Origin of the sequence: Sphingomonas azotifigens NBRC 15497, from assembly GCF_002091475.1 — a bacterium.
Classification (GTDB): Bacteria; Pseudomonadota; Alphaproteobacteria; order Sphingomonadales; family Sphingomonadaceae; genus Sphingomonas; species Sphingomonas azotifigens.
The window spans coordinates 1-14,287 of record NZ_BCTR01000092.1; the positions used below are offsets into that span (position 1 = coordinate 1).

The 14,287-nt window shown below is 67.9% G+C and carries 11 protein-coding genes; 10 read left to right on the forward strand and 1 reads right to left on the reverse strand.

Features of this window, described 5'->3' with window-relative positions:
- Positions 1-237: 237 nt before the first annotated feature.
- Positions 238-1,485 (forward strand): nitrate/nitrite transporter, encoded by a 1,248-nt coding sequence (locus SAZ01S_RS22130; RefSeq protein WP_084584508.1) that lies wholly within the window; start codon positions 238-240, stop codon positions 1,483-1,485.
- Between the two features lie 64 nt (positions 1,486-1,549).
- Positions 1,550-2,755 (forward strand): alginate export family protein, encoded by a 1,206-nt coding sequence (locus SAZ01S_RS22135; RefSeq protein ID WP_084584509.1) that lies wholly within the window; start codon positions 1,550-1,552, stop codon positions 2,753-2,755.
- Between the two features lie 41 nt (positions 2,756-2,796).
- Here the strand turns inward: SAZ01S_RS22135 and SAZ01S_RS22140 are convergent, their stop codons facing one another.
- A complete protein-coding gene (locus SAZ01S_RS22140; RefSeq protein ID WP_084584510.1) occupies positions 2,797-3,099 on the reverse strand; it encodes a hypothetical protein in 303 nt (100 codons plus the stop codon).
- A 237-nt stretch (positions 3,100-3,336) separates the two neighbouring features.
- Here SAZ01S_RS22140 and nirB point away from each other — a divergent pair, with 237 nt between their 5' ends.
- From nirB to SAZ01S_RS22180, 8 genes are all read left to right on the forward strand, one after another.
- Positions 3,337-5,838, forward strand: a complete 2,502-nt coding sequence (gene nirB, locus SAZ01S_RS22145) for a nitrite reductase large subunit NirB (RefSeq protein ID WP_084584511.1) — start codon at positions 3,337-3,339, stop codon at positions 5,836-5,838.
- Between the two features lie 5 nt (positions 5,839-5,843).
- The gene (gene nirD, locus SAZ01S_RS22150; protein ID WP_084584512.1) at positions 5,844-6,170 is read left to right on the forward strand and encodes a nitrite reductase small subunit NirD; all 327 of its coding nucleotides are present in this window, start codon (positions 5,844-5,846) and stop codon (positions 6,168-6,170) included.
- Between the two features lie 196 nt (positions 6,171-6,366).
- Complete coding sequence (locus SAZ01S_RS22155) at positions 6,367-8,946, forward strand: nitrate reductase (protein WP_084584513.1); 2,580 nt, start codon at positions 6,367-6,369, stop codon at positions 8,944-8,946.
- On the forward strand, positions 8,939-9,793 hold the full coding sequence (gene cobA / locus SAZ01S_RS22160) for a uroporphyrinogen-III C-methyltransferase (protein ID WP_084584514.1): 855 nt from the start codon (positions 8,939-8,941) through the stop codon (positions 9,791-9,793). The genes SAZ01S_RS22155 and cobA overlap by 8 nt, the downstream gene beginning before the upstream one ends.
- Before the next feature lie 226 nt (positions 9,794-10,019).
- The gene (locus SAZ01S_RS22165; protein ID WP_084584515.1) at positions 10,020-10,565 is read left to right on the forward strand and encodes a DUF4142 domain-containing protein; all 546 of its coding nucleotides are present in this window, start codon (positions 10,020-10,022) and stop codon (positions 10,563-10,565) included.
- A gap of 75 nt (positions 10,566-10,640) precedes the next feature.
- Positions 10,641-11,354 carry a response regulator transcription factor gene (locus tag SAZ01S_RS22170; protein ID WP_084584516.1) on the forward strand — a complete coding sequence of 238 codons (714 nt, stop codon included), beginning with the start codon at positions 10,641-10,643 and terminating at the stop codon, positions 11,352-11,354.
- Positions 11,355-11,357: 3 nt separating this feature from the next.
- Positions 11,358-12,716, forward strand: a complete 1,359-nt coding sequence (locus tag SAZ01S_RS22175) for a sensor histidine kinase (RefSeq protein WP_084584517.1) — start codon at positions 11,358-11,360, stop codon at positions 12,714-12,716.
- 254 nt (positions 12,717-12,970) lie between these two features.
- The gene (locus tag SAZ01S_RS22180) at positions 12,971-14,236 is read left to right on the forward strand and encodes a tyrosine-type recombinase/integrase (protein WP_084584518.1); all 1,266 of its coding nucleotides are present in this window, start codon (positions 12,971-12,973) and stop codon (positions 14,234-14,236) included.
- Positions 14,237-14,287 lie beyond the last annotated feature (51 nt).

Below are 14,287 nucleotides of genomic sequence, written 5' to 3' on the forward strand. Positions count from 1 at the left end.
GCCCCTGAAGGGGAGGGGCGCAGGGCCGCTCCAACTTCGCGCTTGCAGCAAAGGCCGATTCGCGCGATCATCCCCGAGTCGCGCAAGGATGCGCGCCCATCGGGAGGGCACCCCAACGCCGGGGCCTGCCTCCCCCTCTGAACGCAGCAAAGCCGCTGACCGGATTTCGCCACCATGCGAACGTCCGGCGAGCGGCTTTTTTCTTGTCCTTTTCAGATCGGCATTGGGGACGTCAGCATGGCCACGGCATTTCTGGATCGAAGCATGGGTGCAAGGGCCCGCACGGCACGCGATGGCAGCTTCTGGCGCAGCGGGCATTGGCCCACGCTGGTCGCCGCCTTTCTCTATTTTGACCTCGCCTTCATGGTGTGGGTGCTGCTCGGGCCGTTGGCGCCCGAGATCGCAAAGACCCTCCACCTCACCGCCGCGCAAAAGGGGCTAATGGTCGCCACGCCGACGCTCGCCGGTGCCTTTCTGCGCGTCGTCAACGGGTTGCTGGTCGATCGCATCGGCCCGAAGCGATCGGGCGCGATCAGCCAGATGATCGTGATCGGCGGGCTGCTCTCCGCTTGGGGACTGGGCGTGAACAGCTTCGGCGGCACGCTGGCGCTGGGCGTGATCCTCGGCTTCGCCGGCGCCAGCTTCGCGATCGCGCTGCCGCTCGCCAGCCGCTGGTACCCGGCCGAGCATCAGGGCAAGGCGATGGGGCTGGCCGGCATGGGCAATTCGGGCACCGTGCTCGCCGCGCTGTTCGCGCCCGCGCTCGCCAAGCTGTTCGGCTGGAACGCGGTGCTGGGCCTCGCCTGCCTGCCGCTGGGCATCGTGTTCCTGCTCTACCTGGCGATGGCCAAGGACGCGCCGAACGCACCGGCACCGAAGACGCTGGTCGCCTATCTGCACCCGCTCCAGTCCGCGGACGCCTGGTGGCTGATGGGCTTCTACGCCGTCACTTTTGGCGGCTTCGTCGGGCTGGCGGCATCGTTGCCGATCTATTTCACCGACCAGTTCAAGCTGAGCACGATCGTCGCGGGCACGTGCACCGCCGCATGCGTGTTCGCCGGGTCGCTGGTGCGGCCGCTGGGCGGGGCGCTGGCGGACCGGATCGGCGGCGTGAAGACGCTCTCGGTCGTGTTCCTCGTCGCCGCTGCCGCGCTGGCTGGAGTCAGCGTCGCGCCCACGCTGCCCATGGCGCTCGCCTGCTTCGTCGTCGCGATGCTGGCGCTGGGAACCGGCAACGGATCGGTGTTCCAGCTGGTGCCGCAGCGCTTCCAGGCCGAGATCGGCGTGATGACCGGGCTGGTCGGCATGGCCGGGGGCATCGGCGGCTTCTACCTCGCCTCTTCGCTGGGCGTCGCCAAGCAGCTGGCGGGCAGCTTCGCGCCCGGCTTTCTAATTTTCGCCGGGCTCGCACTGGCGGCGCTGATCGGGCTAGGCTTGGTGAAAAATAGGTGGCGCAAAACCTGGACGAGCGGCGCGCGGATATAATTTGTAACTGGGACGGTGGCGGCGCCGGGGCTAGCGCCGCCGCTTTGTGAGCAAGGGGGACTGCATGCGTTTCTGGATCAGCACGGCGGCGGCACTGGCCGCTGCAGCGCCGGCTTGCGCGCAGGAGGTAACGGTCAAGCCGCTGCTCGAGGCGCGAACGCGCTATGAGCATGTCGACCAGGCCGGCATCGCCGATACCGCCGATGCGGTGACGATCCGCGCGCGTGCCGGCGTCGAGCTCAGCCACGGGCCCTGGGTCGCGCTGGGCGAGGCGCAGGGCAATCTCGCCGTCGTCGACGACTATTATGATGGGCTGCACGGGCTGGCGACCCGGCCGACGATCGGCGATCCCAACAATGTCGCCATCTACCGGGCGCAGTTGCAGTATCGCACCAAGCCGCTCACCGTCACCGCCGGTCGCCAGCGCATCATGCTCGACGACGAGCGCTTCGTCGGCAATGCCAGCTTTCGCAACAATGCGCAGACCTATGACGCGGTGCGCACCGAGATCGTGCCCGCGAAGGGCGTGAAGCTGGACGTCACCTATGCCTGGGACGTGCGCACCATCTGGGGCACCGATGGGCACGGCGCGCGCCAGCGCGGCGTCGGCGGCAACAACGTTTTCGCCAATCTCGGGTTGGCGACACCGGTAGGCACGCTGACGGGTTTTGCCTATCTGATCGACCAGGACGAGCCCGAGGTGCAGGGCTTCCGCCTTTCCAGCCAGAGCTATGGCGCCCGCCTCGCCGGCAGCCGGGCGATCGCGCCGCAGGTGAAGCTGACCTATCAGCTGAGCTGGGCGCGCCAGTCCGACTATCACCACAATCCCAACCGTTATCAGGCGGACTATTGGCTGGCCGATGCCACGCTCGACCTGCGCAGCTGGAAGCTCAACGCCGGCTATGAAGTGCTCGGTGCCGATGGCGGCGGCGCGCTGACCAGCTTCCAGACGCCGCTCAGCAGCCTGTTCAAGTTCCAGGGCTGGGCAGACAAGCTGACCGTCACCCCGCCCAATGGCGTGCGCGATTTCTATGCGGGCGCTGGCTATGGCTGGAAGAAGCTCGGCAGGATCGATGCGGTGGCGCTGCAGGCGGTGTGGCATCGCTACCAGAGCGACCGGCTGGACCAGCATTATGGTGACGAATGGAACCTGCTCGCGACGGTCCAGGTGAAGAAGACCCAGCTCTCGGCGCGCTACGCCCGCTACGAGGCGGAGCGGTTCGCCACCGATACCAGCAAGTTCTGGCTGCAGGCGGATTGGAAATATTAAGGCATCATCGAATGGCGCGACAAAGAGCTGAGCACGCAGGCTCACCAGGAAACGTCCACATCATCATAATGGATGAAGCGCTTTCCTGCTCGACGTCGCCGCCACGCGTGCAGGCGCATGAACAGGTACAGGAGAAGTGCCGGGATCGTCGCGAGTGGCGTGTAGTTGAACGGCACGCCAAAGTGTAGCAACGCTCCTACCGTCAGCGCCGTCAAGGGGATCGCGGCTCGGCCCCAGGACATCCATAGGTGCAGGTCCTGATCGGACCGCAACGGCGGCGGCACGCGCTCTTTGGCCTGCGCGGCCTTCCGAGGTCGCGCCCAGCCCTGTCGATCGGCTTGCATGCGGCATGTCTTACATCTGACGGGCTGCCGTTTCCAGACCAGCGCCTCGGAACCACTTGAGCCTGCCTGCGAATCGGGTTATGCTGCACCGCGAAGGACAAGGCTGTCCTTTTCCACATAGCCACGCCAGCCCGCTGATGGGCAAACGTGGTCCTGTTGATGGCAAAGCCGCCATCCAGCGCTCGGTTCGCAAGACCGGGCGCCGGATGGCGGCTTTTTCGTTTTGGAGCGAAGCGGATGGAGTTTCTCGAAGCCACGGCGATCCTTGCCGACGACAGTCCGGTCGAGGCAGACTCCTCGGCCAAGCCGCGCGAGCATCTGGTCGTGATCGGCAACGGCATGGCGGGTTGCCGCGCGGTGGAGGAATTGCTGGCGCGCGACGGCGCCCGCTTCCGCGTCACCATCTTCGGCGCCGAGCCGCATGTGAACTACAACCGGATCATGCTCTCGCCGGTGCTGGCCGGCGAGAAGTCGTTCCAGGAGATCGTGATCAACGATCACGACTGGTATGCCCGGCACGGCATCGCGCTGGTCGCCGGCGATCCGGTGGTGGCGATCGACCGTGCCGCGCGCACCGTCACCACGCGCTCGGGTCGCGTCACCGGCTATGACAAGCTGCTGATCGCCACCGGCTCGGACCCGTTCATCATCCCGGTGCCCGGCCACGACCTGCCCGGCGTGATCAGCTTCCGCGACATGGCCGATGTCGATGCGATGCTCGCGGCGGCGTCGGACGGCGGCGACGCGGTGGTGATCGGCGGCGGGCTGCTCGGGCTGGAGGCGGCGCATGGCCTCACCCTGCGGGGCATGAAGGTCACCGTGCTCCACCTGATGCCGACGCTGATGGAACGCCAGCTCGACGAGGCGGCCGGCTGGCTGCTCAAGTCGGCGCTGGAGGCGCGCGGGCAGACGATTCTCACCGGCGCCGACACCGCCGCGATCCTGGGCGAGGACAAGGTCGAGGGCGTGCAGCTGAAGGACGGCCGCGTGATCCCCACCAAGCTGGTGGTGATGGCAGTCGGCATCCGGCCGTCGGTAAAGCTCGCCCGCGAGGCGGGGCTGGCGGTCGGGCGCGGCATCCAGGTCGACGATCATATGGTGACCAGCGACGCCAATGTGCTCGCGGTCGGCGAATGCGTCGAACATGACGGGCAATGCTATGGGCTGGTCGCGCCGCTGTGGGACATGTGCCGCAGCCTCGCCGACGGGCTGGTGGCGCGCGCCAATCCCTATCGCGGATCGGTCACCTCGACCAAGCTCAAGGTAGCCGGGCTCGACGTGTTCTCGGCCGGCGACTTTTCCGGCGGCGAGAGCTGCGAGGACATCGTGCTGCGCGATGCGGCGCGCGGCATCTACAAACGGGTGGTGCTAAAGAACGACCGCGTGATCGGCGCGGTGCTGTTTGGCGACACGAGCGACGGCGGCTGGTATTTCGACCTGCTCAAGAAGGGCGAGGACGTCGCGCCCATTCGCGACGTGCTGATCTACGGCCAGGCCTTCGCCTCGGGAGGGGGGCAGCTGGACCCTAAGGCGGCCGTTGCGGCGCTCTCGGACGATGCCGAGATCTGCGGCTGCAACGGCGTTTCCAAGGGGCAGGTGGTCGCGACGATCGCTGGCGGGGCGTGCAGCCTCGATGCGGTGCGCGCCGGGTGCAAGGCCTCGGCGAGCTGCGGATCGTGCACCGGCATCGTCGAGAGCCTGCTGGCGCTGACGCTGGGCGAGGACGGCGTGCAAAGCGGCCCCAAGACGATGTGCAAATGCACCAGCTATGGCCATGACGAGGTACGCCGCGCGATCGTCGAGCAGGGCATGAAGGCCATTCCGGAGGTGATGCAGCGGCTGCACTGGTCGACCCCCGACGGCTGTTCCTCGTGCCGGCCGGCGCTCAACTATTACCTGCTCTGCGCGTGGCCGGGCGACTATGTCGACGACCAGCAGAGCCGCTATGTCAACGAGCGGCTGCACGCCAACATCCAGAAGGACGGCACCTATTCGGTGGTCCCGCGCATGTGGGGCGGCGTCACCACGCCGCAGGAACTGCGCGCGATCGCCGATGTGGTGGAGAAGTACAACGCGCCGATGGTGAAGGTCACCGGCGGCCAGCGGCTGGATATCTTCGGCATCCGCAAGGAGGATCTGCCCGCCGTCTGGGCCGACCTCAACGCGGCGGGGATGGTCTCGGGCCATGCCTATGCCAAGGCGCTGCGCACGGTGAAGACCTGTGTCGGCGCCGAATGGTGCCGGTTCGGCACCCAGGATTCGACCGGGCTCGGCATCAAGCTGGAGCGCGGTTTCTGGGGCAGCTGGATGCCGCACAAGTTCAAGATGGCGGTTTCCGGCTGCCCGCGAAACTGTGCCGAGGCGACGATCAAGGACTTCGGCGTCGTGTGCGTCGACTCGGGATACGAGCTGCATGTCGGCGGCAATGGCGGCATCCATGTCCGCGCGACCGACCTGCTGGTGAAGGTGGCGACCGAGGAGGAGGCAATGCATTTCGCCGCCGCCTTCGTGCAGCTCTACCGCGAGGAGGCGCGCTATCTGGAGCGCACCGCGCCGTGGATCGAGCGCGTCGGGCTCGCTTATGTGAAGGCCCGCATCGTCGAGGACGAAGCCGGGCGCCACGCGCTCGCCGCGCGTTTCTGGCATTCGCAGTCCTTCAGCCAGGACGATCCCTGGGCCGATCGCGTTGCCGGCGCCGATGCCGGCCTCCACCAGCCCCTGCTCGCCGCCGCGGAGTAAGCCCCATGACCGACTGGATCGACATCGGCACGCTTGCCGACCTGCCGCTGCGGGGCAGCCGCACGCTGACGCTGGGCGGGGAGCCGATCGCGGTGTTCCGCACCCATGACGACCAGGTCTTCGCGCTGATCGACCGCTGCCCGCACAAGGGCGGGCCGCTGAGCGCGGGGATCGTCCACGGCCATGCGGTGGCGTGCCCACTCCACAATCTGCGCATTTCGCTCGCGACCGGCACCGCCCTGGGAGAGGATGCCGGCTGCACGCCAGTGGTGCCGGTGCGGGTAGAAGGCGAGCGGATCCTGCTCGCCATGCCGGTGCGGGCGGCGGCGTGAGGGGCGCACCCCAAATCCTCCCCCAGCGTGCTGGGGGAGGGGGACCGCGCCGCGCAGCGGCGTGGTGGAGGGGCCGCCGCGCAAGCGGCGGAGGGCTCCCCCGCGACCGTTCCACCGCCGCTGCGCGGCGGCCCCTCCACCATTCGCTAGCGCGAATGGTCCCCCTCCCCGAGCTGCGCCCGGGGAGGAATGCGCTGTGACGACCCGCACTACCTGCGCCTATTGCGGGGTCGGCTGCGGCATCCGCGCGACCGTCACCGGCGCGCGCGCCGTGCGGATCGAGGGCGATCCCGAACATCCCGCCAATCGGGGCCGGCTGTGCTCCAAGGGTACGCATCTCGGCGAGACGATCGGGCTGGAGGGCCGCCTGCTCCATCCGATGATCGGCGATCGCCGCGCGAGCTGGGACAAGGCGCTCGACCTCGTCGCCCGGCGCTTTCGCCACGCGATCGCCGAACATGGGCCGGACAGCGTCGCCTTCTACGTCTCGGGGCAGTTGCTGACCGAGGATTACTACGTCGCCAACAAGCTGATGAAGGGCTTTATCGGATCGGCGAACATCGACACCAACTCGCGGCTCTGCATGTCCTCCGCAGTGGCCGGCCATATGCGCGCGTTCGGCGAGGACGTGGTGGCGGGCAGCTATGCCGATCTCGACGCCGCCGACCTGGTCATCCTGGTCGGATCGAACACCGCCTGGTGCCATCCGGTCGTCTACCAGCGGATCATGGCGGCGCGGGAGGCGCGCGGTACGAAGCTGGTGGTGATCGACCCCCGGCGCACGGAGACGGCGGAGGAAGCGGACCTGCACCTGGCGCTGCGCCCCGGCAGCGACGTGGCGTTGTTCAACGGCCTGCTCGCGCATTGTCGCGCCGAGGGGCTGGCCGATACCGGGACCCTGGACGTGCCCGAGGGTTTCTGGGAAGCGCTGGGAGAGGGCCGCGATCTGTGGTCCACCGCCCAGACCTGCGACCTGGCGCCGGCCGACCTCCAGCTTTTCTACCAGCTGTTCGCCGCGCATCCCCGCACCGTCACCTTGTTCAGCCAGGGCATCAACCAATCGATCCGCGGCACCGATCAGGTGAACGCGATCCTCAACCTCCACCTCGCCACCGGCCGCATCGGTATTGCCGGGGCGGCGCCCTTCTCGATCACCGGCCAGCCCAATGCGATGGGCGGACGCGAGGTGGGCGGGCTTTCCTCGACGCTGGCGGCGCACCGCGGCTTCGGCACGCAGGACATTGCCGATGTCGGCCGTTTCTGGGCGGCCGAGCGGATGGCGACGAAGCCGGGCCTCAAGGCCGTCGACCTGTTCCGCGCGGTGGGCGACGGGCGAATCAAGGCGCTGTGGATCATGGCGACCAACCCCGCCGTGTCGATGCCCGATGCCAGCCGCGTGCGCGAGGCGCTGGCCGCCTGCCCCTTCGTCGTCGTGTCGGACGTGGTCGCCGAGACCGACACCAGCATGCACGCCGATGTCCGCCTGCCCGCCGCCGCCTGGGGCGAGAAGGACGGCACCGTCACCAATTCCGAACGGACGATCAGCCGCCAGCGCGCCTTTCTGCCGCTGCCGGGTGAGGCGAAGCCCGATTGGTGGATCGTCAGCCAGGTGGCGCGGCGCATGGGGTTCCGCACCGCCTTCGCCTATGATCGACCCGCCGAGATCTGGCGCGAACATGCCCGCCTGACCGCCTATCGCAACCAGGGCGCACGCATGCTGGACCTCAAGGCGCAGGCGACGATCGGTAACGAAGCCTATGACGCGATGGCCCCCTTCTCGTGGCATCCGCAGCCCTTCGCGGACGGGCGGTACCCCACCGACAGCGGCCGCGCCCGGCTGGTCCCGGTCGCGCAGCGTCCGCTGGAGGCGCCGCTGCGCGACTGGCCGATGACGCTCAACACCGGCCGCTACCGCGACCAGTGGCATACGATGACGCGCACCGGCCTGTCCCCCAAGCTCGCCCGGCACCGTGAGGAGCCGCTGGTCGAGATCCACCCAGAAGACGCCGCTGCGCTGGGCATCGCCGATGGCGCGCTCGCCCGGGTGACGACGCCGCAGGGCGAAAGCCTGTTCCGCGCGGCGCACCATCCCGGCCAGCGCCGGGGCGAACTGTTCACGCCGATCCACTGGACGGATCGGCAGGCGCATGGCGGACGCACCGGGATGCTCGCCCGCGATCTTGCCGATCCCCATTCGGGGCAGCCCGGCTTCAAGCTCGCACCCGCGCGGGTCGCGCCGGTGGTGGTCGACTGGCGCGGCTTCCTGATCGTGCAGGGCGACGCCCCTGCCCCGGACTGCCTTTGGGCGACACGCGTGGCGGTGCCCGGCGGCGTGCTCTACGAACTGGCCGGCACCGGCGAACCCGCGGCGCTCGATCGGACGCTGCCGCCGGGAGAGCGGATCGAGGCGCGCGATCCCGCCCGCGGTACCCTGCGCGTGGCGGTGCTGCGCGACCGACGCCTTGCTGCGGTACTGTTCGTCACCCGCAGCGGCGAACTGCCGAGCCGCGACTGGCTGATCGGCCAGCTGCACCAGCCGCAGGGTCCGCAGGTGCTCGCCGGCCGCGCGCCCGGTGTTTTGGCAGAGCGCGGGCCGGTCGTCTGCGCCTGTTTCGACATCGGCCTGCACAGCATCACCGCGGCGATCCGCGATCAGCGTTTGCAGGATGTCGCCGCGATCGGCGCGGCGCTGGGCGCCGGCACCAATTGCGGATCATGCCGGCCTGCGCTTGCCCGCATTCTCACCGACATGCCAAAGGAGGCCGCACATGGCTGACGAATTCCCCGCAGGCAGCGTCTGGCTGGTCGGTGCCGGCCCCGGCGATCCTGATCTGCTGACCCGCAAGGCCGAGCGGCTGCTGCAAACCGCGACGATCGTGTTCTACGATGCACTGGTCGGCGCGGGCGTGCTCGCGCTGATCCCGGAGGCGGTGCGGCGGGTGCCGGTAGGCAAGCGCGCCGGCCGGCATTCCAAGGCGCAAGAAGCGATCAACGACCTGCTCGTCGCCGCGGCGCAGGCAGGCGAGCGGGTGGTGCGGCTGAAGGGCGGCGACCCCTCGATCTTCGGCCGGTCGATGGAGGAATGTACCGCGCTCGTCGCAGCCGGGCTGCCGGTGCGGATCTGCCCCGGTATCACCGCCGCCAGCGCGGCGGCGGCGTCCGCCGGCGTCTCGCTCTCGCTGCGCGGGCTGGCGCGACGGGTGCAGTTCGCGACCGCGCACAAGCGCGGCGACGCGCCGCTGGACCTGGACTGGGCAGCGCTGGCGGACCCGCATTGCACCACCGTCTTCTACATGGGCCGCAGCGCGGCGGCCGAGATCAGCCGCAACCTGATGGCGGCGGGGCTTTCGGGCACCACGCCGGTGCTGGTCGCGTGCGATGTCAGCCTCGCCAGCGAACGGCTGCTGCACACCCGGCTCGATCTTCTCCACATCGCAGCCGCCGCCCTGCCCGACGATCAGCCGACGCTCATCCTGGTGGGCGGGGCGCTGGCGGTGGCGGGCGGCGCGCCATCGGCCGGTTGCGCCCTCAACGACGCACCAGCGCGCGCAGTGCCTGGCTCTGCCGATCGAGATACGCGGCAACCCGACGCACGGTGGCATGTGCCTGATCGACGGCGCTGACCAGCTGCTGCGGATCGGACCAGGACAGCGCACCAGGGTGGATCCCCAGCGTGCTGCTGCGTAGGTCGTCCGCGCCGGACGGCGTGGTCGCAAAATCGTGCCGTCGCTCTTCTCGAGCCGTCAATTTCTCTAGGCGGTCAATTTCCTGTAACCCGCGCTAAACAAAAGTGATTTTGCAACCATCCCTGTTCCTGTCGGTTTCCCCGGCATTGCACAGGAGGGAAGCATGAGGGCGATGATATGCTGCGGCGGGATCGCGTCGCTGGCGCTGACGGCTGCCACCGCGGCGCCGAACCCAACGACCCTGCAGACCGAGCCGATGGCCCCGGCGCAGATGGCGATGCCGCGCGATGCGATGGGCTATGCCCGCATGGCAGGCGCCGGCGATCTGTACGAGATCGAATCGTCGCGCCTCGCCCAGCAAAAGGCCGGCAGCGGCGCGGTGCGCCAGTTCGGCCAGATGATGATCGAGCATCACCTGATGACGACGCAGCAGCTGACCAGCGCCGCGCGCGCCGCCGGCATGACCCCGCCGCCGCCGGCGCTGGCGCCCAAGCAGCAACGGATGATCGACGAACTGCGCGGCCTGTCCGGCGCGAAGTTCGACATCGCCTATCTGCGCCAGCAACGCATGGCGCATCAGGAAGCGCTGGCGCTCCATTCGGGCTATGCCGAGAATGGCGACAATGCCGCGCTGCGCAAGGTGGCCGCGGCCGCGGTGCCGATCGTGCAGCGCCATATCGATCAGCTGGCCCAGCTGCCGGCAGGCTAACCCCTTTCGCCCGCAATCGGTCGACGCGGCGGGCACGTAAGGTTAGGAACAGGCGTGCCCCCTAAGGATGCCGCCATGTCTGTCCTCGCCCCGTCCGTCACTCCGCTTCCCGCTCTCCAGATTCTCGTCGTCGAGGATGATGCCGAGCTGCGCGCGCAGCTCAGCGCCCAGTTGCAGGCCCAGGGCCATGCGGTGGTCGCGGTGGAAGATGGCCGCGCCGCGATCACCGCGCTGGCCGAGGCCAGCTATGACGTGCTGCTGCTCGACCGGATGCTGCCCACCGTCGACGGCGTCGAGGTGCTGCGCCGTATCCGTGCGGAGGGCGTGGAAACGCCGGTGATCCTGCTGACCGCGCTCGGCCTTACCCAGGAGCGGGTGGAAGGGCTCGACGCGGGCGCGGACGACTATCTGGTCAAGCCGTTCGAGCTCGACGAACTCAATGCCCGCATCCGGGCGGTGCTCCGCCGCCGGGCCGCGCCTTCCGCGGACAATGCGACACTCACCGCCGGCGACGTGACGGTCAGCGTGCTGCGCCACCGCGTCACCCGCGCGGGCAAGTCGATCGAATTGCAGAAGACCGAGCTCAAGCTGCTCGCCGAACTGGTGCGCGAGGCAGGCAGCGTGCTCTCGCGCAAGATGCTGATCGAACGCGTATGGGGCTATGATTTCGTGCCGGCGACCAACATCGTCGACGTGCATATCCTCAAGCTGCGCCAGCGGCTGGAGATGCCGGGGCTGCCCGATCCGATCGTCACGGTGCGCGGCGTCGGCTATATGTTCCGCGCCTGATCGGTGCCGCGCAGACGCCTTCGCTCGCTCGGCACGATCGCGATCGGCTTCGCGCTGGCCTTGTCCGCGGCGATCGCGCTGGCGGGCATCGGTGTCTATGTCGCGTTGATCGACGTGATCGACCGGCAGGTCGATCTCCGCCTCCAGGCCGAGGCGCATGAGCTGCTGGAGGGCACCCCCGGCCCTGCCCTGCTTGCCAGCCGCATCGCCCGCGAAAGCAGCGAGCGCGAGAGCGCCGATATCGGCTTCCTGCTGCGCGACGCGAAAGGCGCGACGATCGCCGGCAACATCGCCCCTACCCACTCGCTGCCGTTGGGCTTTTCGACGGTTCACCACGACGCCGGCATTTCCGGACTCAGCCGCGGGCGGGCGTGGAAGACGCAGCTCGCCGATGGCGGGACGCTGGCGCTGGTCGCCGAAAGCGAGCCGATCGAACGCCACGATCGCAATCGGCTGCGCATCCTCGCCATCGGTTTCGGCGCGGTGGTCGCGTTGCTGTTGCTCGGCACGGTGGCGCTGATCCGCGCGATCGGAACGAACATCGCGGCGATCGCCAGCGCTGCCGACGCGATCAGCCATGGCGATCTGCGCGCCCGGGTTCCGGTCGACCAGCCGCGCAGCGCCTTTGGCGGACTGGCGGTGACGTTCAATCGCATGCTCGATCGGATCGGCGAGCTGGTAGCGAGCATGCGCGGCATCTCCAACGACGTCGCCCACGATCTGCGGACGCCGCTCGCGCGGCTGCACGGCCGGCTCGCGGCGCTGGCGGCAGACCCCGCCGCCGCCCCGGTGCGACACGAGCTCGAGGCAGCGGTGGCCGAAAGCGACGAGATCCTCGCGATCTTCGCCGCGATCCTGCGCATCAGCGAGATCGAGGCGGGCCAGCGCCAGGCCGGGTTCGAGACGTTCGACCTCGCCGCCCTCGCCGCGGACATCGCCGAGGGCCTGCAGCTGATGGTCACCGAGAGCGACCGCGCGTTCGTCGCCCCGACCGCCCGCGAGCCGGTGATCGTCGAGGGCGATCCGCGACTGTTCACCCAGGCGATCGTCAACCTGATCGAGAATGCGGTGACGCACACCCCGCCGGGCACGACGATCCGGCTGGACGTGCAGCGCGACGGTACATCGGCACTGCTGGTAGTCGAGGATGACGGCCCGGGCATTCCGCCGAACGAGCACGAGCGGGCGCTGCGCCGGTTCGGCCGCCTCGATGCGAGCCGCCACACCCGCGGCCATGGCCTTGGGCTGCCGCTCGCGGTGGCGGTCGCGCGGATGCATCGCGGATCGCTGGCGCTGCAGGATGCGCAGCCAGGGCTCCGCGTCGCGCTGCGCCTATCGCTGGCGCCCGGCTGTTCGAGCTGAGGATGGGAAAGGAAGGCGGCTGGTGGAGCTGAGGGGAATCGAAGCGCCCATTTCACAAGGGTCCGGAGCATTCCACATCAGTCCAACAAATCTCTGATATGAAGCGATTTAAGCCCAGAAAGCGAGTGCATTCGATCCGGAGGCGTTCGCCTGCATTTGGCCCTTTCCGCCGCCGATTTTATGGCCGATATTATGGCCGAAATCTCGACCCAGAAGCCCGCCGATTTTATGGCCGGGCAAGAGGAACATCGGCCATGCACAACAAGCTCTCGGCACGGGGAGTAGCCGCTCACTTGAACCGCGAGGCAAAAAAAGCCGCCGCGTACAGCGACGGCGGAGGGTTGTATCTTCGGGTGAGACCGAACCGCGGCCCCACATGGTTCTTTGTCTCGAGTGTCGGAGGGAAGCGCCGAGAGATGGGACTGGGCCCTGCGATCGACGTCAGCCTGAGCAATGCCCGCCAGCATGCGGCCGAGTTGCGGCAGGCGATCATCGAGGGGCGCGACCCATTCGCCGAGCGTGCCGCGGCAAAGGCGGCCTCTGGAAAACAGACGTTTGAAAGCTTCGGAGAGTTTGCCGACGCATTGGTCGACGAACTTTCAGCCGGCTGGACCAATCCTGTACACATTCGCCAATGGCGTGATACCTTCCGGACCAAGGCAAGGATGCTGAGACACCTTGAATTGCAGGATGTGACCACGGACGCTGTCCTTGACGTTCTGAGGCCTCTTTGGGTTTCGCAGAACGAGACGGCGAGCCGAGTTCGGGGACGCATCGAACGCGTTTTGGACGCGGCCCGAGCGAAGGGTCTGATCGCGTCACCTTGGGAGAACCCGGCGCGATGGCGCGGGCATCTTGCTCATCTTTTGCCTCCGCGTCGTAAGCTCACTGTCCGCGGCCATCAGGCCGCAATCCCCTTCGAAGAGATTCCCTCATTCATCCACAAACTGCGCCAACGCTCAGCTTTAGCCGCCAAGGCGCTGGAACTGACCATTCTTTGCGCCACCCGAACGAGCGAGACGCTGAAAGCAAAACGGAAGGAATTTGATCTCGAGCGCCGCACGTGGATTATTCCTGCGGAGCGTACCAAAATGCGTAAGGAGCATCGCATACCGTTAAGCGGTCGCGCTGTTGAGATCATCGCGCCCCTCTGTGAGAAGTTGGAAAGCGACGACTACGTCTTCGCTGTGTCCAAAGCTAAGCCGCTATCGCAGATGTCGATGATGATGCTCCTCAGGCGGATGGGATACGGAGATTACACAGTCCACGGGACAGCGAGGTCATCGTTTCGGGATTGGGCGGGAGAGTGCACCACGCATGCGGAGTCAGTCGCAGAGGCGGCATTGGCCCATAGCGCCGGTGATGCCACTGTCCGCGCGTACCGTCGCGGCGACGCATTCGAGAAGCGGCGCGCGTTGATGGCCGATTGGGCTGTCTATTGTGCGTCTGCTTGCGCAGGCCCACGCTCAGCGGACGAACTAGTTGAAACGGAAACAGCTTTGGTGACGAAGGGACACTGAGCCCTGACAGGTGGTGCACACTAAAATTTGGATTTCGAGCTTGAGCCCTGC